At 65.0% G+C, this 23,594-nt stretch carries 23 protein-coding genes and 1 tRNA gene; 17 read left to right on the top strand and 7 right to left on the bottom strand.

The window, feature by feature from the left end:
- Window positions 1-10: 10 nt before the first annotated feature.
- From HNO51_RS18130 to ispB, 6 genes are all read right to left on the bottom strand, one after another.
- Window positions 11-1,342: a sensor domain-containing diguanylate cyclase gene (locus tag HNO51_RS18130; protein ID WP_234283722.1), complete on the bottom strand. Its 1,332-nt coding sequence runs from the start codon at window positions 1,340-1,342 to the stop codon at window positions 11-13.
- 163 nt (window positions 1,343-1,505) lie between these two features.
- Window positions 1,506-3,734: a putative bifunctional diguanylate cyclase/phosphodiesterase gene (locus tag HNO51_RS18125; protein ID WP_197448612.1), complete on the bottom strand. Its 2,229-nt coding sequence runs from the start codon at window positions 3,732-3,734 to the stop codon at window positions 1,506-1,508.
- 88 nt (window positions 3,735-3,822) lie between these two features.
- Complete coding sequence (locus tag HNO51_RS18120; protein WP_197448611.1) at window positions 3,823-4,248, bottom strand: type 2 periplasmic-binding domain-containing protein; 426 nt, start codon at window positions 4,246-4,248, stop codon at window positions 3,823-3,825.
- A 10-nt stretch (window positions 4,249-4,258) separates the two neighbouring features.
- Entirely contained in the window at window positions 4,259-5,494 is a 1,236-nt protein-coding gene (locus HNO51_RS18115) for a porin (protein WP_209538042.1), read from the bottom strand.
- Window positions 5,495-5,737: 243 nt separating this feature from the next.
- Window positions 5,738-5,814 (bottom strand) — tRNA-Pro (locus HNO51_RS18110).
- 118 nt (window positions 5,815-5,932) lie between these two features.
- Window positions 5,933-6,940 (bottom strand): octaprenyl diphosphate synthase, encoded by a 1,008-nt coding sequence (gene ispB / locus HNO51_RS18105; RefSeq protein WP_197448609.1) that lies wholly within the window; start codon window positions 6,938-6,940, stop codon window positions 5,933-5,935.
- Between the two features lie 293 nt (window positions 6,941-7,233).
- On the opposite strand from ispB, the gene rplU reads away from it, so the two are divergent.
- The 16 genes from rplU (at window position 7,234) to HNO51_RS18025 (ending at window position 22,003) form a co-directional block, all read left to right on the top strand.
- Window positions 7,234-7,545, top strand: a complete 312-nt coding sequence (gene rplU, locus HNO51_RS18100) for a 50S ribosomal protein L21 (RefSeq protein WP_111413373.1) — start codon at window positions 7,234-7,236, stop codon at window positions 7,543-7,545.
- A gap of 32 nt (window positions 7,546-7,577) precedes the next feature.
- Window positions 7,578-7,835, top strand: a complete 258-nt coding sequence (rpmA, locus tag HNO51_RS18095) for a 50S ribosomal protein L27 (RefSeq protein WP_111413374.1) — start codon at window positions 7,578-7,580, stop codon at window positions 7,833-7,835.
- Between the two features lie 84 nt (window positions 7,836-7,919).
- Complete coding sequence (gene cgtA / locus HNO51_RS18090) at window positions 7,920-9,107, top strand: Obg family GTPase CgtA (protein ID WP_209538041.1); 1,188 nt, start codon at window positions 7,920-7,922, stop codon at window positions 9,105-9,107.
- A 54-nt stretch (window positions 9,108-9,161) separates the two neighbouring features.
- Complete coding sequence (gene proB / locus HNO51_RS18085) at window positions 9,162-10,310, top strand: glutamate 5-kinase (RefSeq protein WP_197448607.1); 1,149 nt, start codon at window positions 9,162-9,164, stop codon at window positions 10,308-10,310.
- Window positions 10,311-10,507: 197 nt separating this feature from the next.
- Window positions 10,508-10,774 carry a 30S ribosomal protein S20 gene (gene rpsT, locus HNO51_RS18080; RefSeq protein WP_197448606.1) on the top strand — a complete coding sequence of 89 codons (267 nt, stop codon included), beginning with the start codon at window positions 10,508-10,510 and terminating at the stop codon, window positions 10,772-10,774.
- 242 nt (window positions 10,775-11,016) lie between these two features.
- Entirely contained in the window at window positions 11,017-12,540 is a 1,524-nt protein-coding gene (murJ, locus tag HNO51_RS18075; RefSeq protein WP_209539263.1) for a murein biosynthesis integral membrane protein MurJ, read from the top strand.
- Window positions 12,541-12,660: 120 nt separating this feature from the next.
- Window positions 12,661-13,722 carry a bifunctional riboflavin kinase/FAD synthetase gene (ribF, locus tag HNO51_RS18070; protein ID WP_197448605.1) on the top strand — a complete coding sequence of 354 codons (1,062 nt, stop codon included), beginning with the start codon at window positions 12,661-12,663 and terminating at the stop codon, window positions 13,720-13,722.
- 10 nt (window positions 13,723-13,732) lie between these two features.
- The gene (gene ileS, locus HNO51_RS18065) at window positions 13,733-16,576 is read left to right on the top strand and encodes an isoleucine--tRNA ligase (RefSeq protein WP_209538040.1); all 2,844 of its coding nucleotides are present in this window, start codon (window positions 13,733-13,735) and stop codon (window positions 16,574-16,576) included.
- Window positions 16,569-17,102 carry a signal peptidase II gene (lspA, locus tag HNO51_RS18060; RefSeq protein ID WP_197451111.1) on the top strand — a complete coding sequence of 178 codons (534 nt, stop codon included), beginning with the start codon at window positions 16,569-16,571 and terminating at the stop codon, window positions 17,100-17,102. The genes ileS and lspA overlap by 8 nt, the downstream gene beginning before the upstream one ends.
- A gap of 49 nt (window positions 17,103-17,151) precedes the next feature.
- A complete protein-coding gene (fkpB, locus tag HNO51_RS18055) occupies window positions 17,152-17,598 on the top strand; it encodes an FKBP-type peptidyl-prolyl cis-trans isomerase (protein WP_197448603.1) in 447 nt (148 codons plus the stop codon).
- A gap of 207 nt (window positions 17,599-17,805) precedes the next feature.
- Complete coding sequence (gene ispH / locus HNO51_RS18050; protein ID WP_197448602.1) at window positions 17,806-18,783, top strand: 4-hydroxy-3-methylbut-2-enyl diphosphate reductase; 978 nt, start codon at window positions 17,806-17,808, stop codon at window positions 18,781-18,783.
- Between the two features lie 164 nt (window positions 18,784-18,947).
- Window positions 18,948-19,361, top strand: coding sequence for a type IV pilin protein (locus HNO51_RS18045; protein ID WP_234283719.1), 414 nt, complete (start codon window positions 18,948-18,950; stop codon window positions 19,359-19,361).
- 7 nt (window positions 19,362-19,368) lie between these two features.
- Entirely contained in the window at window positions 19,369-19,803 is a 435-nt protein-coding gene (locus HNO51_RS18040) for a GspH/FimT family pseudopilin (protein WP_197448601.1), read from the top strand.
- Window positions 19,804-19,811: 8 nt separating this feature from the next.
- Window positions 19,812-20,219 (top strand): type IV pilus modification protein PilV, encoded by a 408-nt coding sequence (gene pilV / locus HNO51_RS21190; protein WP_197448600.1) that lies wholly within the window; start codon window positions 19,812-19,814, stop codon window positions 20,217-20,219.
- A 12-nt stretch (window positions 20,220-20,231) separates the two neighbouring features.
- Window positions 20,232-20,843: a PilW family protein gene (locus tag HNO51_RS18030; protein ID WP_209538039.1), complete on the top strand. Its 612-nt coding sequence runs from the start codon at window positions 20,232-20,234 to the stop codon at window positions 20,841-20,843.
- Between the two features lie 29 nt (window positions 20,844-20,872).
- The gene (locus tag HNO51_RS18025) at window positions 20,873-22,003 is read left to right on the top strand and encodes a pilus assembly PilX family protein (protein ID WP_209538038.1); all 1,131 of its coding nucleotides are present in this window, start codon (window positions 20,873-20,875) and stop codon (window positions 22,001-22,003) included.
- Window positions 22,004-22,058: 55 nt separating this feature from the next.
- Here HNO51_RS18025 and HNO51_RS21185 read toward each other — a convergent pair whose 3' ends face one another.
- Entirely contained in the window at window positions 22,059-22,181 is a 123-nt protein-coding gene (locus tag HNO51_RS21185) for a hypothetical protein (protein ID WP_267956665.1), read from the bottom strand.
- A gap of 150 nt (window positions 22,182-22,331) precedes the next feature.
- Here HNO51_RS21185 and HNO51_RS18020 point away from each other — a divergent pair, with 150 nt between their 5' ends.
- Window positions 22,332-23,573, top strand: coding sequence for a cation:proton antiporter domain-containing protein (locus HNO51_RS18020; protein WP_209538037.1), 1,242 nt, complete (start codon window positions 22,332-22,334; stop codon window positions 23,571-23,573).
- Window positions 23,574-23,594 lie beyond the last annotated feature (21 nt).

Genomic DNA, 23,594 nt, shown 5'->3' with positions numbered 1-23,594 from the left:
TCCGCCACGCTCAAGCGTGGGTATCGGCGATGCCGACGCGGTCGCGCCCCGCCCGCTTGGCCCGATACAGGGCGCCATCGGCGCGGGCCAGCACCTCTTCCGGGCTTTCGCCCCGGTGGTACTCGGCAATGCCCAGGCTGATGGTGACGGCCAGCCCATGCAGGCGTGTCTCCGCCACCTGCTGGCGCAGCCGCTCGGCGAAGATCGACGCCCCCTGAATGGTCGTGTCCTGTAGCAGAATGGCGAACTCCTCGCCGCCCCAGCGCGCCAGCAGGTCGGTGCTGCGCAGGGTCTTGCCCACCAGGCTGGCCAGGCGCTTGAGGATGAGATCCCCCGTGTCGTGGCCATGCTGGTCGTTGATCGACTTGAACCGGTCGATATCGAACAGCAGCAGTGAGAAGGTGTTGTCGCTGCGCTCGGCCTGACGGATCGCCTTGCGCATGGCGGTGTCGAAGGCGCGGCGGTTGTGCGCACCGGTCAGGTGGTCGCGGGTGGCCTGCTGTTCCAGCTCCTGCTCCAGGCGCTTGCGCTCGGCGATGTTGTGGAATACGGCAATGAAGTGGCGCAGCTTGCCGGCCTCGTCACTGACGGCCGTGATCGATTGCCACAGCGGGTAGATCTCGCCGTACTTGTTGCGGTTCCAGATCTCGCCCTGCCAGTGGCCGGTGTCGAGGACCTCCTGCCACAGCTGGGCATAGAAGTGCTTGTCATGACGCCCGGACTTGAACAGGCGGGGCGTGTGGCCGATCACCTCTTCGGGCAGGTAGCCGGTGATGTCGGTAAAGGCCTGGTTGACCCGTTCGATGCGCATCTCCGGGTCGGTGATCAGGGTGGCCTGGCCGGTCTGGAATACGCTGGCGAGCAGCCGCAGCTCCTCCTCCTGGCGCTTGCGCTCGGTGATGTCCTCTTTCACCGCCACGAAGCGCACAATCGCGCCCGTGTCGTCGCGCACCGGCGTGATGGTCTCGGCTTCCCAGTAGAGTTCGCCGCTCTTCTTGCGGTTCTGCAGTTCGCCGCGCCACACCTGGCCGCTGCGCAGGGTCTGCCACAGGTCGCGATAGACGCTGTCGGGCGTCAGCCCCGATTGGATCATCGCCGGCGTCCTGCCGATCAGCTCCTCGCGTGAATAACCGGTCACCTCCAGGAAGCGGCGGTTGACATACTCGATGCGCCCCTCGGCATCGGTGATCGCGGTCGCGGCCGGACTCTGCTCCACGGCGATGTAGAGCTGGTAGAACTTGGCTCGCAGCGTGTCGAGATCGCTGCTGCTTTCGTGGGGGCCTGCCATGGCCGCGGCGACGCCGGCGCTACCATGCGCAGTCTCGGGCTCGCTGATCTTCACGAGCGCCCTCCGTACGAGTGGGACTTGTTCCAGGACAAGTTTCTTATGACTTTGGTATGAATCGCTTGGCTGAAGCTTGCGTCAAAAGAGGCGGTGGCGACCCCCGGTCGCGGAGCATAGCGTCTTTTTGCGACACGTTCACGTCGAAGTTGATAGCGCCAGGCTAAATAGTTGATTCATTGTCGAACCACTTAGCCAATGACAGTACAGCTTCGTCTGCAGGCTGCGGTTCGTGCATGTAAAACCCCTGAATCTGGTCGCAAGCATGGCGACGCAGGTACTCCACATGCGCTGCCGACTCGACGCCTTCGGCGACGACTGTCAGACCCAGGTTCTTGCCGAGGTCAATGATGGCCTCCGTGAGGCTCCTGTCGCCGGCGTTGTCGAGAAGGTCATGGATGAACGAGCCGTCTATCTTGATCGTGTCGAGAGGAAACGCTTGCAGCTTGGAGAGCGAGGAGTAGCCGGTGCCGAAGTCGTCGATCGCGATGCGCACACCGATGTCTCTCAGCTCCTGCAGGACTCTGACGGCTTTTGGCATGTCCTGCATTATCATGCTCTCGGTGATCTCCACTTCGAGCAACTCGGGGGCCATGCCGCTGGCCTGAAGCGCGCCCTTGATGTCTCTGAGCAGACCATCGTCGAGGAACTGACGGGCCGAGAGATTGACCGCCATGCTCAATGCCGGGAAGCCGGCCTTCTGCCAGGCGACATTCTGTCGGCACGCCGTGTAGATGACCCAGCGGCCGATGGGGACAATGAGGCCATTTTCTTCCGCCAGTGGTATGAACTGCTTGGGCAGTATCAGCCCGAGTTCGGGATGTTGCCAGCGAAGCAGTGCTTCCATGCCGATGACGCGGCCGGTGGCCATGTCGAGCTTCGACTGGTAGTAAAGCAGGAACTCCTGACGCTCCAGCGCCTTGCGCAGGCTCGACTCCAGAGCCAGTCGCTCCAAGGAGTCTGTCTTCAACTGCTCGGAGTAGTACTGGGCATTGTTCTTGCCCTCCTCCTTGGCGTGATACATCGCCACGTCGGCGTGCTTCATCAGGGTTTGCTCATCCTCGCCATCGGCGGGATAGCGGGCAATGCCGATGCTGACCGTGATACGAAACTCCTGGCCCACCAGTGTGAAAGGGGTGCTGACTGAGGCGAGGATCTTGTCGGCAACCTGGGTGATCTGGTTCGGCTCCGTGATCTCCGGGAGCAGAATGACGAACTCGTCACCACCCAGCCGAGCGACGGTGTCGCTTTCCCGTACCGCGCGGCCAAGTCGCCGGCTGACCTCCCGAAGCAGCTCATCGCCCGCGTCGTGGCCAAGCGAGTCGTTGATCGCCTTGAATCGGTCCAGATCGAGAAAGAGCAGGGTCAACCGCTTGTCGTAGCGGCGAGCGTGCTGCATCCCTTTGGTCAACAGACGGCTGAAGTAGGCTCGGTTCGGCAGCCCCGTCAGGTTGTCGTGGAAGGCAAGATATTCGGCACGCCTGGCGTGGTCCAGGCGCTCTTCGAGTACCCTGGCCTGTGCCCTGCGCAGCTTCCAGCTCAGCCGGCCGAGCAGTGTCAGCACGGCGAGCGCAACGATGCTGACCAGCACCGCGCGCCAATAGTAGGTGTGCCGAAGCGCAGCGGCGGCGGCCATCTGCTCGTCCTGGGAGAGACCGACGACGATGGCGATCGGAAACTCGAACAGGGGCCTGGCCACCAGGTAACGCGGCACGCCGTCCCATCCGCTGATGCTTACCCGGGCGGGCTCGTCGAGGCCGCTATTGCCTTCCAGAAGGCGCGCATAGTCGATCTGTTCACCCGTATGCACCGTTTCGCCGGTACGGCGAACCAGAAAAATGCCCTCTTCCCCTGCCAGGGCCAGTACCCCTTGTTTTTCCAGCGTTTTCGGCTCGTAGCCGCTGACGAAGTACTCTGCGCTGACGAGCACGGATACCCAGCCTGGCGCTTGCTGCCCGTTTTCAGACAGGCTTCGGTGGAAGGCCAGCCTGCTGTCCTGCGCGGACGCGGCCTGATGGTGAAGCTCGACCCTCAGGCCCTCCTGCCCAGCAACGGGTGTCGTGTCATCCGTGCGCGAGGGTCCGTGCGTGCTGGCGACGACGTTGCCCTCGGCATCGCTCAGGCGGACCTCGAACAGCAGGGTCGGGGGGAGCATGTCCTGCTGGCTCAGTTCATCCAGGACGGCCTGCGGCGGGCGTTCGTCGAGACTGTAGCGCACCAGCTTGAGGGTGGTATCGATCTCGCGCAGCGCCCGGACGACCTGGGCCTCGTAGGTCTCCGCCATGTCCGCGGCCAGTACCGCCGCCCGGCGGTCGGCAGCCGACTGCTCCCGTGCAGTCAGGTTCCACGTGACCAGCCAGATGGCTGCCAGCGCCAGCAGGGCGAGGCCCATGAAGAGGATGCCGGGTTCGACGAGACGGTGCAGCCAATGCCGCCTGGTGAGGGGTGGGTCCGTAGCGGTGCCAGCGTGTGAGGCGGATTCAATCAATGGCCACCACCCGCAGGCGCTCGTCGATGTAGGCGCCGTCCACATAGCCGATGGCCGTGGCCTGCTCCGCCACGAAGTCGGCCATGGCCTGGTGATCGGCCAAGCTGCGTGGTGGCTGGCCGCGGCCGGTGAAGATCAGGCGCGACCAGTGCATCTTGATCTGGGCGGGGGTCTGGCCCAGATAGTTGCGATAGAACGCGACGTAAGCCGGGGAGTTCTCGCGCTGGTCCACGGGCATGGCGGGTTGCCCGCCAGGAAAGCGGTTGGTCCGGCCCAGGTAGATGTCGGTCAGCTCGCTGCGGGTGAGCGTGCTCACCGGGCTTTGAGCGGAAACCACCACCACGGCATCGGCCAGGGCAAGGCTCGATGCCAGGCCGAGGAGCAGGTTGCAGCCGATCTTCGTGAGTCGCGAAGGCATTCTTGTCTCCTCAGAACACGAAGTCGAGCGCTAGGCTGAACAGATTGACCGAACCGCCGGGCTCGAAGCCTGGCTGCGAGTTGACCAGGTAGCCGCGCGATTTCCCCTCGTGGTTCATGTGGTCGAACTGGGCCTTGACCGCCATGTTGCTGCTGAAATCCCAGCGTACGCCGACAGACACGCTTTCCTGCTGTGGCTGCCCCTGGAGCATGGAGTTGAGCATCGCATCCAGTGGTTCGCTGCCGGGCTGTGAGAGGCCCGGGGTGGATGTCTTGCTGAGTATGCGCTGACTGGCATATGTCAGATAGGGCGTGAAGGCGCCCAGGCGGTAGCCACCGGAAATGTACCAGCCGCGGTTATCCGCCAGGAAGGTGCGGCTGCTGGTCTGGGTCCATTCGCCCATCACGAACCAGTTGCCGGGATCGTAGCGAGCCCCCAGGCTGATGGCTTCAAAGGTTTTGCCATCGACATTGTAGCGTTCGGCAATGGCATCGCCTTCAGGGCCAAACATTCTGAAGGCATCGAACAGCGGGTTGAAATCTTCGATGCTCAGGCGGTAATGGCTGTAGGCGGCAAAGAGGCTGATGCTGCCCTGCTCAACGGTATTGCTGATTGTCAGCCCTTCTCGAGCGCGTGCCTCGGCGGTGGCTCGGTCCATCGCTGCATCGATGTAGGGAAAGGTGGCATCGCTTTGCCCATAGGTGGCCCGAAGCGTGTTGGTGACGCTGGCGATATGGGAGCGGTAGCTGACGTCCACGCCGTCAGCGCTGGAAACCGGTATGGTGCGATAGACTTCCAGTGGCGGGCGGATCCAGGGCGTCGCGTAGCCTACCTTGCGATACTCTGAATTCATGAAGACCGGAAGTATGACGCGGCCGACCCTCAGGCTCAGGTCGGGAGTCACATCGTAATTGATGTTGGCCCACTCGATTGCCGGCCGGAATTGGCCATCGTACTGCTGCTCGGTGACGACTTGCACCACGCTCGAGAGGCGAGGCGTAAGGTTGGCGGTAAGCTGCAGGCCCAGCCGGCTGTCGACCTCGGCACTCCAGTCACTGGTATGGCCGGCTCCTCTGGGCATCAGCATGCTCGAAACGAAATCTGCCTGGTCCTCGCTGGAATGCACCACGCCAAGCGTGCCGAAGCCATTCAGGGACAGCGAGGGGGGATTCGCTTGTGCGGCAAGGGGAAGCCCGTATGCCAGCACCAGCGAGGTGAGGAGGGCAAGAGGTAACTTTCTCGACATATGGGAGACCACGCGCGTGGGCGGTGATACATGGCCGCTTCCGAGAGAGGGCGGAAGGCTGGCCGAATGATTGACTTCGCAGGCAGGAGAGGTGCGTCTCTGCTTTCTTAAGCGAGCTATCGGCAGGGGATCGAAAAACTTGAGGTCGGAGGGGCGTGAACGGGGGACAAAGGTGCGGCTGTCTTCACGACGCAAAACCGCCACCCGGCGTGATCCGTCAGTGGCGGTTTTGACTGAATTCTTTGGTCGGAGTAGCAGGATTCGAACCTACGACCTCTGCCTCCCGAAGGCAGCGCTCTACCAAGCTGAGCTATACTCCGTTGCATTTTTTGAGCCGCTCGGAAGCCGCTCGGCACCGGCACCGCTGGGTGCCGACGGATGGGCATTATACGCAAAACCCTCGGCCTTGCAAGCCCCGCGGTGGCGCTGGCGTGCCGCTCAGTTCTGGCGTTCCACCGCGAGCCTGGCCAGTTCGGCCATGCTGTCGCGATAGCGGCTGGGGGGTAGCAGGTCGAGCTGCTCCAGCGCCTTGGCCGACATCTCCTCGGCCCGTGCGCGGGTATAGTCCAGCGCGCCGGTATCGCGCACGATGGCCAGCACTTCTTCCAACTGGTCGAGTCCGCCCTGGCGGATGGCCTGGCGGATCGTCTTGGCCTGGTCGGGGGTGCCGGCGGCCATGGCCTGGATCAGCGGCAGCGTCGGCTTGCCCTCGGCGAGGTCGTCGCCCACGTTCTTGCCCATGGCGGTGGCGTCGCCCTGGTAGTCGAGCAGGTCGTCGACGAGCTGGAACGCCAGACCCAGGTAACGGCCGTAGTACTGCAGCGCCGCCTCCTGCTGCGGGTCGGCCTCGGCCAGCACCGCACCGCTGTGGGTGGCGGCCTCGAACAGCATGGCGGTCTTGCCCTGGATGGTCTCGAAGTAGACCGCCTCGTCGATGTCGGGGTTGCCCACGTTGGTCAGCTGCTGGACCTCGCCTTCGGCGATCACGCAGGTGGCGCCCGAGAGTATCCCCATGATCTTGAGCGAGCCGATCTCCACCATCATCTGGAAGGAGCGGGAGTAGAGGTAGTCGCCCACCAGCACCGAGGGGGCGTTGCCCCAGGCGTCGTTGGCGGTGGCGCGGCCGCGGCGCATGTGGGACTCATCGACCACGTCGTCGTGCAGCAGGGTCGAGGTGTGCATGAACTCGATCAGCGTGGCCAGCGAGATGTGCTTGTCGCCCCGATACCCCAGCGCGCGGGCAGCGAGCAGCACCAGCAGCGGGCGCAGCCGCTTGCCGCCGCTGGCGATGATGTACTGGCCAATGGTCTCCACCAGCGGCACCCGCGAGGCCAACTGATCCATGATGGTGCGATTGACCGCGGCGAAATCGTCGGCGACCGCTGCATGGAGCGACGTGGCGGAGGTGTTGCTGTCGGACGAGCGGGTAGAGGCGTTGGCTGGCATGGGGCGGTATCATCGAGCTGTTGGGCCCAAATGCCGGAGAGTGGCGGTGGGCCTTGGGTTGCGGGTCATGCTATGGCCCCCCCATGGGGGCGTCAAGCTGTGCCGCGGTGCGCCTTGACGTGACACGTCCTCGGGATGCCGTCGAGTGTCGCGGCAGCTTGAATGGCGTGCCGGGCGCGGTTATAATGCGCGGCCCACTCATCTCGCTCCCTGTCAGATGGCTGCCGAAAGGGGCGCCACTCGAAGCAGGTCGATGAAGAGCCAACCCCGATGAGTTCCGGAGAGATACGCACATGTATGCAGTAATCAAGAGCGGTGGCAAGCAGTACCGCGTTCAGGAAGGCCAGACGCTCAAGCTCGAGAAGCTGGAAATTCCGACCGGCGAAACCGTCGAGTTCGACCAGGTGCTGCTGGTTGCCGATGGCGACGACGTGACCGTCGGCGCTCCGCTGGTCGATGGTGCCAAAGTGGCGGCCGAGATCGTTTCCCACGGCCGTGGCGAGAAGATCCGCATCATCAAGTTCCGTCGCCGTAAGCACCACATGAAGCGTCAGGGCCACCGTCAGTGGTTCACTGAAGTCAAGATCACCGGGATTTCCGCCTAAGCGGCTTCCCCTTAACGAGCGAGGACTTTGCAATGGCTCATAAGAAGGCAGCCGGCTCTACCCGTAACGGCCGCGATTCAGAATCCAAACGCCTTGGTGTCAAGCTGTATGGCGGCCAGGCCGTCACCGCCGGCAACATCATCGTGCGTCAGCGCGGCACCCGCTTCCACGCCGGTACCGGCGTCGGCGTCGGCCGCGACCACACCCTCTTCGCCCTGAGCGACGGTGTGATCAAGTTCGAGACCAAGGGTCCGAAGAACCGCAAGTTCGTCAGCGTCGTCTCTGCCTGAGCGCGCTCGAACCGGTAGAGGGAAGGCCCCGCTCAGGCGGGGCCTTCTTGTATCATGACGGCAGAGACCGTCGGGAGAGTCACAATGCAGTTCGTCGACGAAGCCTCGATCATCGTGGAGGCCGGCAGGGGCGGCAATGGCTGCCTGAGCTTCCGCCGCGAGAAGTACGTGCCCAAGGGTGGTCCCGATGGCGGCGACGGCGGGCATGGCGGCAGCGTCTACCTGGTCGGGGACGATGCCCTCAACACGCTGATCGATTTCAAGTATCAGCGCTTCTACCAGGCCGAGAGCGGCCGCCCCGGCCAGGGGCGCCAGATGAGTGGCCGGGCCGGCAGCGATCTGGTGGTCAAGGTGCCGGTGGGTACCACGGTGATCGACGAGGACACCCTCGAAGTGATCGCCGACATCACCGAGATCGGCCAGCAGGTGCTGGTGGCCCAGGGCGGCCGCCGCGGGCTCGGCAACATCCACTTCAAGTCGTCGACCAACCGCGCGCCACGCAAGACCACGCCGGGCACCGATGGTGAACGGCGCAATCTGCGCCTGGAGATGAAGGTGATGGCCGACGTCGGCCTGCTGGGCATGCCCAACGCCGGCAAGTCGACTCTGATCCGCTCGGTGTCCGCGGCCAAGCCCAAGGTGGCCGACTACCCCTTCACCACGCTGGTGCCCAATCTCGGCGTGGTGAAGCTGGGCATGCACGAACATTTCGTGATGGCCGATGTGCCGGGGCTGATCGAGGGCGCCTCGGATGGTGCCGGCCTGGGGCTGCGCTTCCTCAAGCACCTCACCCGTACTCGTCTGCTCTTTCACGTGGTCGATGTGGCGCCGTTCGACGAGTCCGATCCGGTCGAGGTCGCGCGTGCCATTGCCCATGAACTCGAGCAGTTTTCGCCGACCCTGGCCGAGCGCCCGCGCTGGCTGGTGCTCAACAAGCTCGACCTGGTGCCGGAAGAGGAGCGCGAGGCGCGAGTCGCCGCCATCGTCGAAGGACTTGGCTGGGAAGGGCCGGTGTTCCGCATCTCGGCGATCAGCGGCGAAGGCACCGACGCCCTGGTGCAGTCGGCGCACCGCTGGCTCACCGAGCAGCGCCGGCTGGAGAACGAGGACGAGGAGGCCGCCGAGCGCGAGCGCGAGATGTGCGAGCGCATGGAGGCCGAGGCGGTGGCGCGCACCGAGGCGCGACTGGGCCGTCGGCGCAAGCGCAGCGACGAAGACGATGACGATTTCGACGACGATGATTACGATGTCGAAGTCGAATATGTGGAGTGAGGGGAGGCCTTCGCTCGCTCAGTCGCGCTGACATGGCTGGCTGGTTTTTGCTGGATGGGAGAGCAGAGTGTGAACGAGCGGGTTCCGGGTCGCGATGCGCTGCGTGGCGCTCGCCGGGTGGTGGTGAAGATCGGCAGTGCGCTGCTGACCAACGATGGGCGAGGGCTCGACGAGGCGGCCATTGGCGGCTGGGTGGACCAGATCGCCGCGCTGCATCGTCAGGGGCTCGAGGTGGTGCTGGTATCGTCGGGCGCCGTGGCGGCGGGCATGGTGAGGCTGGGTTGGCAGGCCCGCCCCTCGGCCGTGCATGAGCTGCAGGCCGCGGCGGCGGTGGGGCAGAACGGCCTGACCCAGTGCTACGAACACCACTTCGCGCGCCATGGCCTGCTCACCGCCCAGGTGCTGCTGACCCACGACGACCTCTCCAACCGCAAGCGTTACCTCAATGCCCGCTCGGCGCTGCGTACCCTGGTCGACCTGCGCGTGGTGCCGGTGATCAACGAGAACGACACCGTGGTCACCGACGAGATCCGCTTCGGCGACAACGATACCCTGGGCGCGCTGGTGGCCAACCTGCTCGAGGCCGAAGCGCTGGTGATCCTTACCGACCAGGAGGGGTTGTTCGACGCCGATCCGCGCCGCAACCCGGCGGCCACGCTGATCCAGGAAGGCCGCGCCGATGATCCGGCGTTGGCGGCGGTGGCCGGCGGCGGCGGTGCGCTGGGTCGCGGTGGCATGACCACCAAGGTGCAGGCGGCACGCCTGGCGGCCCGTTCCGGTGCCGTCACGGTGATCGCCAGCGGACGCCAGCCCGAGGTGCTGACAAGGCTGGCCGCCGGTGAGTCGCTGGGCACGCTGCTGCGCCCGGAGGAGGCGCCCATGGCGGCGCGCAAGCGCTGGCTGGCCGGCCAGCTCCAGGTGCGCGGCAGCCTGACGCTGGATGCCGGCGCGGTCAAGGTGCTGCGCGGCAGCGGATCGAGCCTGTTGGCAGTGGGCGTCAAGGCGCTGTCGGGCGACTTCGTGCGCGGCGACATGGTGCTGTGCCTCGACGAACAGGGCGAGCGGATCGCCAAGGGGCTGGTGAACTATGGCGCCGACGAAGCGCGCCGCATTCTCGGCCAGCCGAGTCACCAGATCGAGGCGATCCTGGGCTACATGGAGGCGCCCGAGTTGATCCATCGCGACAACCTCGTCGTGCTGTGAGGCAGTGTTCATGGGGCCTGTAGCATGGCGCCGGGTACCTGTGGTAGTATGCGCCATCCTCTCAGACACGGCCCGTCGACAACCTTCGGGTTGACGCCATGGCCAAACCGGCTGGGAAGTGAAATTTTCAGGCCGGACAAATCGTTATCGATGCCGCCCCCGACCGGGCGGCGTTAAAGTTTTCCAGGAGATAGTCAGTGGCAAACAGCAAGCAAGCCCGCAAGCGTGCCCGTCAGGCGGAAGGCCGTCGTGTTCTGAAGGCGAGCCAGCGCGCCATGGTGCGTACCTACGTGAAGCGCGTCATCAAGGCCATCAACGGTGGCGATCACGCGACTGCCATGGCCGAGTTCCACAAGGCGCAGCCGGTCATCGACCGCATCGCCGACAAGGACGTGCTCTCCAAGAAGAAGGCTGCACGCCTGAAGAGCCGCCTGAACGCGCGAATTAAGGCCCTGGCTGCGTAAAGCCGGACGTCTTGGAGACCTCGCGAGCGCCAGCACCTCGATGCCCGCGTACCGCGATCTCTTGAAAAAACCGGCTTCGGCCGGTTTTTTTGTGCCTGCCAAGCGGGATGAACCACATCGAGCGAGCCCGGAGAGGAAAGCAGACGGTGACGAAACGCGAGCAGTTGCCCAGGCCCGGTGAGTCGGCGCCACCCGCGGTGGCCGATGACGACCGGGCCGTTGCCCCCAAGGCCGGGGGGCTGATGCGCTCCGGTCTGGTGGTGGGGGCCATGACCATGCTGTCGCGGGTCATGGGCCTGGTGCGTGACGTGGTGGTGGCGACCCTGTTCGGTGCCGGCAGCGGTGCCGATGCTTTCTTCGTCGCCTTCAAGATCCCCAACTTCATGCGCCGGCTGTTTGCCGAGGGCGCCTTCAACCAGGCCTTCGTGCCGGTGCTTTCCGAATACGCTACCCGCGGCAGCAAGCGCGAGGTGCGCGAGCTGCTCGACGCCGTGGCCGGCAGCCTCACCGCGGTGCTGGCGCTGATCACCGCCCTGGCCATGCTCGCCGCGCCCTGGCTGGTGTGGCTCTTCGCCCCGGGTTTCGGCCGCGATCCGGCCAAGCTGGCGCTCACCGCCGACATGCTGCGGCTGACCTTCCCCTACCTGCTGCTGGTCTCGCTGACCGCCTTCGCCGGCAGCGTGCTCAACACCTGGAACCGTTTCGCCGTGCCGGCCTTCACGCCGGTACTGCTCAACCTCTCGCTGATCGGCGCGGCCGTGCTGCTCACGCCCTTGATGAGCGAGCCGGCCATGGCGCTGGCGTGGGGCGTGCTGATCGCCGGCGTCGCCCAGCTCGCGTTCCAGGTGCCGTTCCTCGCGCGCCTGGGGCTGATGCCGCGCCCGTGGCCCAATTTCGCCCACAGCGGGGTGAAGCGCATCCTGGTGCTGATGGCCCCGGCCCTGTTCGGTGTCTCGGTGTCGCAAATCAACCTGTTGCTGGATACCGTGCTGGCCTCGTTGCTCACACCCGGCAGTGTCTCGTGGCTCTACTATTCCGACCGCCTGGTGGAGCTGCCGCTGGGCGTGTTCGGCATCGCCATCGGCACGGTGATCCTGCCGGCGCTCTCCAAGCGCCACGCCGAGCAGTCGGGTGAGCACTTCGCCGCCATGCTCGACTGGGCGGTGCGCGCCGTGCTGCTGTTGGGCCTGCCGGCGGCGCTGGCGCTGGCGGTCCTCGCCGAGCCGCTGTTGATCTCGCTGTTCCACTACGGCGCCATGACCGAACACGACATCGCCATGGCGGCGATGAGCCTGCGTGCCTACGCCTTCGGCCTGGTGGCCTTCATGCTGATCAAGGTGCTGGCACCCGGCTTCTTCGCCCGCCAGAACACTAAGACCCCGGTGAAGGTCGGCATCATCGCCATGGTCGCCAACATGGTCTTCAACCTGCTCCTGATCTGGCCACTGGCCCATGCCGGACTGGCCCTGGCCACGGCGCTGTCGGCCTTTCTCAATGCCGGGCTGCTGGGTTGGCTGCTGCACAAGCAGGGCGTGCTGGTGTTCCAGCCGGGCTGGGGCCGCTATGCCGTGCAACTGGTCGGCGGCTGCGTGGTGATGAGCGTGGGGCTCGCCTGGCTGGCGCCGGATTGGCAGCAGTGGCTCGAGTGGAACGTAGGGGCGCGCGTACAGTGGCTGGCGCTGTTGGTGGTGGCCGGCGCCGCGGTCTACTTCGCCTGGCTGGCGGCGCTGGGCGTCAGGCTGCGGCATTTCCGTATGCGGGGGTGAGGGCGGCCCTCTGCATTGAGGTCGGCCAGGTGAAGCGGGCAACCGGCTGTCAAGGGGGCGGGGGTTCGCTATAATCTCCCCCTTTACACGTTTTTCAACCAACGGTTTAGTGAAGGCTGAATGGAAGTCATTCGAGGACTGCACAATCTGCGCGACGAGCATCGCGGCTGCGTGGCAACCATCGGTAACTTCGATGGCGTGCACCGCGGCCACCAGGCGATTCTCGACCAGTGCCGCGAGCAGGCCTCGAAGCTTCGTCTGCCGGTGACGGTCGTGGTGTTCGAGCCCCAGCCGCGTGAGTTCTTCGCCGGCGACCAGGCCCCGCCGCGGCTGACCCGCCTGCGCGAGAAGGTCCGCCTGCTCGGCGAGAGCGGGGTGGACTATGTGCTCTGCCTGCCGTTCAACGAGCGATTGCGCAGCCTCACCGCGGTGGAATTCATCGATCGCGTGCTGGTCGAAGGCCTGGGCGTACGTCATCTGGTGGTTGGCGACGATTTTCGCTTCGGCTGCGATCGCAGCGGCGACTTCAACCTGTTGATGCAGGAGGGCGAGCGGCGTGGCCGCGACGGGTTCGGCGTCGAGCACACGCGGACCTTCACCCTCGACGACGAGCGGGTCTCCAGCACCCGGGTACGTACCCTGCTGGCCAGCGGCAACTTCGCCCAGGCGGCACGCATGCTGGGTCGTCCCTATCGCCTGGGGGGGCGGGTGGTCGCCGACCGCCAACTGGGGCGTACCATTGGCGTCCCCACCGCCAACCTGCCGCTGCCGCGCCTGCCGCTCGCGCTGCGCGGGGTATACGCGGTGGTGGCCGAGCTGCCCGACGGGCAGCAGTGCAACGGGGTGGCCAACATTGGCTGGCGCCCCACGGTGGGTAGCGACCGGCCGGTGCTCGAGGTGCATCTGTTCGACTTCGACGGCGACCTCTACGGCAAACGGCTCACGGTGTTTCCCTGCGCGCGGCTGCGCGGCGAGGTGAAGTTCGACGACTTCCCCGCGCTCAAGCAGCAGATCATGGTGGACCTGGCCCGCGCTCGCCGCTTCTTCGCCAGCCCGTGTCCTGCGGCCAGGGAGCTTGGCCTGGCAGACGACTCTCTTCCCTTGGCATCGGCGCCGCTGGCGCGCGAGGCCGCGAATTTCGAATCCTCGGCGGGACGTTCCGCCGACCAAGACGACGGCTGACTCCCAGGATATGAGCGACTACAAGCACACACTGAACCTGCCCGAAACCGACTTCCCCATGCGCGGCAACCTGCCTCGGCGCGAGCCCGGCCGGGTGTCGCAGTGGCAGGACATGAAGCTCTACCAGCGCCTGCGCGAAGAGCGACGCGGCCGCGAGACCTTCGTGCTGCACGACGGCCCTCCCTACGCCAACGGCAGCATCCACATCGGTCACGCCGTCAACAAGATTCTCAAGGACATCATCGTCAAGTCGAAGAACCTCGCCGGCCTCGATGCGCCCTACGTGCCCGGCTGGGACTGCCACGGCCTGCCCATCGAGCACAAGGTGGAGACCACCCACGGCAAGCATCTCGATCCCGAGCAGGCGCGTGCGCTGTGCCGCGAGTACGCCGCCTCGCAGATCGAGACCCAGCTCGCCGACTTCGTGCGCCTGGGGGTGGTCGGTGACTGGGACAACCCCTACCGTTCGATGGACTACGCCAACGAGGCGGGCGAGATCCGTGCGCTGGCCGACATGGTCGCGGCGGGCTACGTCTTCAAGGGCCTCAAGCCGGTCAACTGGTGCTTCGACTGCGGCTCGGCCCTGGCCGAGGCCGAGGTGGAGTATCAGGACAAGAAGTCCGATGCCATCGACGTGGCCTTCCCGGCCGCCGACGAGGCCAAGCTGGCCGCCGCCTTCGGCCTGGAGTCGCTCTCCAAGCCCGCCGCCATCGTGATCTGGACCACCACGCCCTGGACCGTGCCGGCCAACCAGGCGCTCAACGTGCACCCCGAGTTCACCTACGCCCTGGTCGATACCGGCAGCCGCCTGCTGGTGCTGGCCGAGGAGCTGGTGGAGTCGTGCCTCGAGCGCTACGAGCTCGAAGGCGAAGTGATCGCCACCGCCAAAGGCCAGGCGCTCGACCTGATCGAGTTCCGCCATCCGTTCTACGACCGTCTCTCGCCGGTCTATCTGGCCGACTACGTCGAATCCGAGGTGGGCAGCACGGGTATCGTCCACTCGGCACCGGCCTACGGCGTCGACGACTTCGTTACCTGTCGTGCCCACGGCATGGCGTTCGAGGAGATCAAGAGCCCGGTGCAGGGCAACGGCGTCTATGCCGACGACCTGCCGTTCTTCGGCGGCCAGATGATCTGGAAGGCCAACCCGCAGATCGTCGACAAGCTGCGCGAGGTCGGCGCACTGCTGGCGCACAAGGTCATCACTCACAGCTACATGCACTGCTGGCGCCACAAGACCCCGGTGATCTACCGCGCCACGGCGCAGTGGTTCGTGGGCATGGACGTCAAGGGGCATGACGGACGTACCCTGCGCGAGCGGGCGCTGGAAGGCATCGAGGCGACCCAGTTCACCCCGGCCTGGGGGCAGGCACGCCTGCACGCCATGATCGCCAACCGCCCCGACTGGTGCATCTCGCGCCAGCGCAACTGGGGCGTGCCGATCCCGTTCTTCCTGCACAAGGCCACCGGCGAGCTGCACCCGCGCACCGTGGAGCTGATGGAGGAGGCCGCCAAGCGCGTCGAGCGCGAGGGCATCGATGCCTGGTTCCGCCTCGACCCGGCCGAGCTGCTGGGCGACGAGGCGGCCGCGTACGAGAAGGTCACCGATACCCTCGACGTGTGGTTCGACTCCGGCACCACCCACCGCCACGTGCTGCGCGGCTCGCACCCCCACGGCCACGAGAGCGGCCCGCGTGCCGACCTCTACCTGGAGGGCTCCGACCAGCATCGCGGCTGGTTCCACTCCTCGCTGCTGACCGGCTGCGCCATCGACGGCCACCCGCCGTACCGCGGCCTGCTCACCCATGGCTTCACCGTCGACGCCCAGGGGCGCAAGATGTCCAAGTCGATGGGCAACGTGGTGGCGCCGCAGGAGGTGATGGACAAACTGGGGGCCGACATCCTGCGCCTGTGGGTCGCCTCCACCGACTATTCGGGCGAGATGGCGGTCTCCGACGAGATCCTCAAGCGCACCGCCGACGTCTACCGGCGCATCCGCAACACCGCGCGCTTCCTGCTGGCCAACCTCAACGGCTTCGATCCGGCCCGCGATAGCGTGGCGTTCGGCGACATGCTGGCGCTGGACCAGTGGGTGGTGGATCGCGCCGCCCAGCTCCAGGCGCGCATCGAGAAGGCCTATGAGGAGTACCGCTTCCTCGACGTCTACCAGCAGGTGCACACCTTCTGCTCGCGGGAACTCGGCGGCTTCTATCTCGATGTCATCAAGGACCGCCAGTACACCACCCAGGCCGATTCCCTGGCCCGGCGCAGCTGCCAGACGGCCCTCTACCATGTGGTCGAGGCGCTCTCGCGCTGGGTGGCGCCGATCCTCAGCTTCACCGCCGAGGAGATTCACGAGAACATCCCCGGCAGCAAGGGCGACAGCGTGCTGCTCGAGACCTACTACGAAGGGCTCGCCACCCTGGCGCCGAACGCCCAGCTGGGGCGCGAGTTCTGGGAACAGGTGCTCGAGGTCAAGCAGGCGGTCAACAAGTGCCTGGAAGACGCCCGTAACGCCAAGGTGATCAAGGGCAGCCTGGCCGCCGAGGTGACCCTGTTCGTCGACGCTGAACTTCATGCCACCCTGGCCAAGCTGGGCGAGGAGCTGCGCTTCGTGATGCTCACCAGCGAGGTGCGCCTGGCGCCGCTGGCCGAGGGCCAGCACGCTGAAGGTGCCGAGGCCACCGAGCTTGGGGGGCTGATGGTCGCCGTCGCGGCCAGCCCGCACCAGAAGTGCGAGCGCTGCTGGCACCATCGCGAGGACGTCGGCAGCCATGCCGAGCACCCCGACCTCTGCGGGCGCTGCATCAGCAACCTGCCGGAGGGTAGCGGTGAGACTCGCCACTATGCGTGACAAGGAGCAGAGCAGCGGCGGTGTCTCCGTGCCGCCGATGCGCCAGCCGTTGCGCTGGCTGTGGCTGGCTGCCGCCGTGGTACTGCTGGATCTCGGCACCAAGGCGCTGATGTCGAGCCTGCTGAGCTATGGGCAGCCGGTGGAAGTGCTGCCGTTCTTCAACCTCACGCTGCTGCACAACACCGGGGCGGCGTTCAGCTTTCTCGCCGGCCATCCCGGCTGGCAGCGCTGGTTCTTCGCCATCGTCGGCATAGGCGCCAGTATCGGCCTGACCGTGTGGATGAGCCGGCTCAAGGCCGACGAGAAGCTGCTCGGCGCCTCGCTGGCGCTGGTTATCGGCGGCGCCCTGGGCAATCTTTATGACCGCCTGGTACACGGCTACGTGGTCGACTTTCTCTCCTTCCACGTGGCCGGCTGGTACTACCCGGCCTTCAACGTGGCCGATATCGGCATCACCCTGGGGGCGATCGGCCTGATCTGGGAATCCATTTTCGAAGGGCGCAAGCAGGCGCGCCGGGGCAATTGAGCCGCCTGCTATCCTGCAACCAGACACGACCGATCGAGCGAGAGCAATGATGAGCGAATACCGCATCGACGAAGGCATGGAAGTGACACTGCACTTCACCCTCAAGCTGGAGGACGGCACCGTGGTCGACTCCACCCGTGAGAAGTCACCCGCCACCTTCCAACTGGGTGACGGCAACCTGCCGCCCGGCTTCGAATATCCGCTCAAGGGCATGAGCGGCGGCGAGAGCGGCAGCTTCGAGGTGACACCCGAGCACGCCTTCGGCCAGCGCAATCCGCAGAACGTGCAGCTGCTCAGCCGCGACGACTTCGACGAGATCGAGCCGGAGGTGGGCACGGTGATGTCATTCGCCGACCCCGCCGGCGGCGAGCTACCCGGCGTGATCACGGCCGTCGACGAGCGTAACGTGGAAGTGGACTTCAACCATCCGCTCGCCGGGCGTACCCTGACCTTCGAGGTCGAAGTGTTGGATGTCAGGCCCGCGCAGACACACTGAGAAAACGCTGATTTCCTGCTGCGCTCGATATCCTGGTCGCCGGCGGTACTGGGTCGCCAGCCCGGTCGAACTCTCATTTACTGCCGTGTAAACTCCGGGTTCTCCGTTCCGGCGACGTCCAGCCTATCTTCGCTCGCGACGGAACTCAGCGCTTTCTACGCTTTATCTGTTTCTACCGATGCCCCGACGCATCAAGGCGACGTAACCATGCAAGCTAACTCCGTGCGAATCCGGCTGGCCAACCCACGCGGCTTCTGTGCCGGCGTCGATCGCGCCATCGAGATCGTCAATCGTGCGCTGGACGTCTTCGGCCCGCCTATCTACGTACGCCACGAGGTGGTGCATAACCGCTTCGTGGTCGATACCCTGCGCGAGCGCGGCGCCATCTTCGTCGAGGAACTCGACGAGGTGCCCGACGACGTCATCGTGATCTTCTCCGCCCACGGTGTTTCCCGGGCGGTGCAGGACGACGCCGAGCGACGCGGCCTCAAGGTCTTCGACGCCACCTGCCCGCTGGTCACCAAGGTGCACATGGAGGTCCTGCGCTACGCCAAGCGGGGCCAGGAGTGCATTCTCATCGGTCACGCCGGGCATCCTGAAGTCGAAGGCACCATGGGGCGCTACGACACCGCTCATGGCGGTGCCATCTACCTGGTGGAGGACGAGGAGGACGTCGCACGCCTCGAAGTGAAGGACCCCACCCGGCTCGCCTTCGTTACCCAGACCACGCTCTCCATGGACGACACCGCCCGGGTGATCGACGCCCTGCGCGCCAAGTTTCCGCGGATCCAGGGGCCGCGCAAGGACGACATCTGCTACGCCACCCAGAACCGCCAGGACGCCGTGCGCGAGCTGGCCGCCGGCTGTGACCTGCTGCTGGTGGTGGGCAGTCCCAACAGTTCCAACTCCAACCGACTGCGCGAGCTGGCCGAGCGGGTCGGCACCCCGGCCTACCTGATCGACGATGCCAGCCAGATCGACCCGGCATGGCTCGAAGGCATCACCGGCGTGGGGATCACCGCCGGGGCCAGTGCGCCAGAGGTGTTGGTCAAGGGTGTCATCGAGCGGCTGCAGGGTCTGGGCGCCAGGGCACCGGAAGAGCTGGCCGGCCGCGAGGAGACCATCACCTTCTCCATGCCCCGCGAGCTGCGCGAGCGCGTGATCGCCAGCGATTCGCTATCCTGAGAAAAAGTAGGAAGTACGACGCCATCTGAAGGTATGAGTTTTCTCATGCCATGTGAGAATAATAAGCTGGGCCTGCCCCGGCTTTTTTCATGGCGTCTCTAGCAGGGCTGGTGGTCATGAGACATACTGAAACCAAGTGTAACCAATCAGCGGAGGAACGCCGTGTGACGACCCACGCCCGCGCGGCACATGGGAAGCCTCGGCCCGGCATGTCCCGGCGCGCCCGTGGCTTCACTCTGATCGAGCTGATGATCGCCGTGGCCGTGATCGCGATTCTGGCCTCGATCGCCGTTCCGAGCTATCGCGGGTATGTCGAACGGGCGACGCGTACCGATGCTCATACGGGGCTCATGGAGGCGGCCGGCCAGCTCGAGCGATGCTACACGGTCAACAACTCCTACGCGAGCTGCAGCACCATTACTGATTCCCCGGATGACAATTACACCATTTCCCTGACGAGCGCTGCGTCGACCTACACCCTGACGGCATCGCTCAAGAGTGGCCGTGGCCCCGACGGATGTTCGGGCAACATGACCCTGAACCACCAAGGGGTGAGAAGTCCCGCCAACTGCTGGTAGCACACTGATGCGAAGCGACGGTTTCACACTGATCGAGCTGTTGGTGACGATCGCCGTCATGACGATCGTCGCTACCATTGCCGTGCCGGGCTTCCAGGGGATGTTGGCCAACAATCGCCTGGCGGCGGATTACAACGTGGTGCTCTCCGGCCTGAACCAGGCCCGCAGCGAAGCCATCAAGCGGCGTGAGAACGTGACGTTCCGAGTGACCCAATCCAGCCCCTGGGAATATCGAATCACCACGGCCGACAATAGCGATATCGCGATTCGCTCTGCGCGCGGCGGGCAGGTCAGCGTTACCAGTACCAGCATCACCTTCAATGCGCTGGGACGGCGCGCCAATTGCACGTCCGGTTGTGACATCAGCGTGGATCACAGCGATGCCGGCGACCTCGACCTGCGGGTGAGCACCACCGGCCGTATCGGCAAGCCGACGAGTTGAGGAGCGCAATGAGACGTCACGCTCAGTCAGGGTTTACGCTCATCGAAGCGCTGATTGCCGTGCTGGTGCTCTCCATCGGCCTGCTCGGTGTCGCGGCCATGCAGCTCAGGGCGCTGCAGAGTGCGCACATGGGCTACCAGCGCGCGGTGGTCAGCCTGGCGGCGATCGATGCACAGGAGCGGGCCTGGGCCGAGCTCGCGGCGGATCCCAACAAGGCATGTCCGACCACGAGTACAGTCGAGAGTGGCTGGCTGGGGAACTGGTTCGGCAGCGTGCTCTCCGATGCCGGAAGCGATATCGACGCAACGGGCTGCGACTATACGGTGACCATGCGCTGGCAAGAAGATCGCTATAGCAGTGGTGAAACTGGGGTCGGGTTCGTTTACCAGTTCCGGTTGCCCGACCTGAACCCATAAGAGGCACGTATCATGCTCCCATCAGGCTTGCGAGGCCACGCTCCCCACCAGCAGTCAGGTTTCACCCTGATCGAGCTGATGGTGGCGCTGGTGATCGGCCTGATTATCATCCTGGGGGCCGGACAGTTGTTCCTGATGGGGTTCCAGACGTTTCGCCAAACCGAACTGCTGGGGAACAAGCAGGCGGCGCTGACCTTTGCCACGGAGACGCTGATCCGCGACATTCGCCGCGCCAACGTCGATCCTGTCTCTGGCCCGGAGATCAGTTTCAGCGATGCTGACGGCGAGTTGAGGATCGAGTTTTCCAACAACGGCGATACCGGCGAGTGCAGCGATGGCGACATGGTGGTTCGTGTCTACCGTTTGAGCAGCGATGCAGTCAGTGCCAGTGAAGGCAGGTCGCTGGATATGGGGCAGAAGTGCGGTACCGACCCCACTGGCTCCGATTTCGAGCCGCTTGTCACCGGCTTCGCCGACGGTGGGTTCGGGCGTGACGCGAGCGAGACCGACGAGAGCAACGGAATCTGGGTCATCACCTTCGCGCTGTTGAAGAGCCGCGACGACGCTACGGATACCGATGACTTCGCTTTTCGCGCGGTCAACCGAAACGCGGCGATAGACTAGCCTGGCCCCTCGAAAGGGGAGGAACATATATGAAACAACAACGCGGTGCCGCCCTGGTCGTCGTCCTATCGATGCTGGCCGGCTCCCTGATGCTGGGGCTTTCCGGAATGCAGTCGTCACAGATCGACGAGCGCCTGGCGGGTAACTACAAGGCGGCAGCCGAAGCCCAGATGGGCGCGGAAAAGGCCATATCGGCGGGCTGGGGCGAGAACGGCAGCGCCGTGAGCGTCAGCGATTTCGATGCCACGCGCACTCGCGCCGAGGTGGAAGCCTTCAGCTGGTCGGAGTTCACGACGCTGGGCGACATCTCGGCAAATTCCTGCAGCGGCAATATCGTTTGCCACTACTATTTGCTCAGGGACGGTATCGACTATTTCATTGCCGGCAGAGGCGCCGTGGTCAGCGCAGGTAATCTGGCCGCGGTGAGCCAGCCTGTCTTCGCCCGCGTCGAGTTCACACCGGGGCCCAATCCCGCCTTCACCAACGGTCTGCTCAGCGCCGATTACATCGAAGTGACTGGCCAGTCTTCCGTCATCGGTAACGTGCATTCGAACGGGTATGTCGATATCAGTCTGCGATCCGGTTCGGAGGCAACGGTGACCGATGGCACCGACATGATGGTCGAGGTTCCTTTGCCCGGCGCCAGGCCCGAAGGTGAAGACATCAGCGCCTGCGACACGGAGCCGGAGCGGCATTGCTACAAGAGCTATGATCCCACCGTCTTCGACGAATATGAAGCGCGTGAGGGCGCCATGCTTACCTGTAACGTGAGTATCGATACGCTGAACGATGGCGATACCGTCTTTTGCGATGGCGATCTCGAGGTCCAGGGCGGCTCCGTAGACACCGACCGGGTGACGCTGGTGGCGACAGGCAACGTGACCATGAACGGGGCGACGTCGAGCGGGGGTGTCGAGAGCGAGATCGGCCTTTTCGTGATCGCCGGACAGGACATCGTCTTCAACGGCAGCACGGACAACTATGGTGTGTTCTGGGCAGGCGGCTATGTCAGGCAGAACGGTAGTTCCAGTCTCTATGGAGCCATCGTCGCGGGCACCTATATCCGCAGCAATGGCGGCATCGACTTCACCAGTCTCGACAACGTGACCAATCCGGATACGTTCGTACCCGCCAATCCAAGGCTCGTTGGCTGGTATTGAGAAAGTTGCCGTTATTCCACGGTCCCGAAGCCGTGATGGCCGTCATCGAGATCAATCAGGATTCGGAGGGCTTGCGATAGTGCCCGGGCACGGTGACTCGTTCGCCGTTGGTAAGCTCGCGCACGTGAGTAGGTACGTAGATGCGCTTGATGACGCTGCGGGACTTGCCGTTCGACATGCTCGACTCCTTGTCCGTTGAGGTCCGCAACTACTTTACGCCAGCGGCGTTTCGCCGTGCAATCCCATCCACCGAGGCGGACCGGTTTTACGTCTGGCGACGGGTTGCCTAGTGTAGGGAAAGGGATGGCGCACAGCGGAAGGAGCCGGGATGGACCCATTGAACATTGCACTCACCGTCGTGGGTGGCTTGGTGCTGATCGTCGGCCTGCTGTCGAGCCCGCTGGATCGTTCATGGCTCTCGACCCCGCTGTTCGCCTTTCTGATCGGCGTGGCGCTCGGTCCCCATGGCCTGGCAGCTCTCGATCCGATGGTGTGGGGTGATGGCAAGCGCTTGCTGGAGGAGACGGCGCGGCTGACCCTGGGCATCAGCCTGATGGGCATTGCGCTGCGGTTGCCGCCCAGCTACCCCTTCGTCCACTGGCGAGCGCTGCTGGTACTGCTGGGCATCGCCATGCCGGCCATGTACCTGATCAGCTCGCTGCTGACTTACTGGGTCATGGGCCTGCCCCTGCTGATGGCACTACTGGTCGGCGGCACCGTCTGTGCCACCGATCCGGTGGTGGCCTCCTCGATCGTGACCGGCGGGGTGGCCAAGGAAAATCTTCCCGACGACTATCGACACCTGCTTTCGGCAGAGTCCGGCGCCAACGATGGCCTGGCCTTTCCCTTGGTGTTGCTGCCGATCCTGCTGCTGTCCCTGCCTGCCGGGGATGCCTGGCTGGACTGGTTCGGCAGGGTCTGGCTGTGGGAGATCGCCGGGGGAACGCTGATCGGGATCGCGCTTGGCTGGATGGCGGGGCGGGCCCTGCAGTGGTCGGAGACGCGAGGCTTCCTCGACCAGCCCTCGTTCCTCTCCATCACCCTGGCCTTGACGCTTCTGGTGCTGGGGCTGGGCGAGCTATTGGGCACCAACAGCATCCTGGGCGTGTTCGCCGCCGGCCTGGCCTTCGATCAGGAAGTCGGCGGCAAGGAGCGCGGCGAGGAGGACAACGTTCAGGAGGCGGTCAACATCCTGCTGACCATGCCGGTCTTCGTCCTGTTCGGCCTGATTGCGCCCTGGTCCGAATGGCAGGCGCTGGGCCTGCAAGGAGGGCTGTTGGCCCTGCTCGTGCTGCTGTTACGCCGCCTGCCCGTCATCCTGCTGCTACGGCCCTTGCTGCCGGAACTGCGGGATTGGCCGGTCACCCTGATCATGGGCTGGTTCGGCCCGATAGGCGTGTCGGCGCTCTACTATGCCACCCTGGTCTCGAGCCGCACAGGCTACGACCTGGCCTGGACGGTGGGCACCCTGATCGTATTGGCCTCGATGATTGCCCATGGCACCACCGCGACCCCGCTCGCCCAGCGCTACGGGCGCTGGCTGCGCCGGCATCGCAGCGAAGCCCGGTAGCCGTCGCCTGGTCGCCCCGCG

It is taken from the genome of Billgrantia sulfidoxydans, assembly GCF_017868775.1.
Lineage (GTDB): Bacteria > Pseudomonadota > Gammaproteobacteria > Pseudomonadales > Halomonadaceae > Halomonas > Halomonas sulfidoxydans.
Note: the sequence above shows the minus strand (reverse complement) of the source record. Positions and strands in the feature narration are given on the sequence as shown.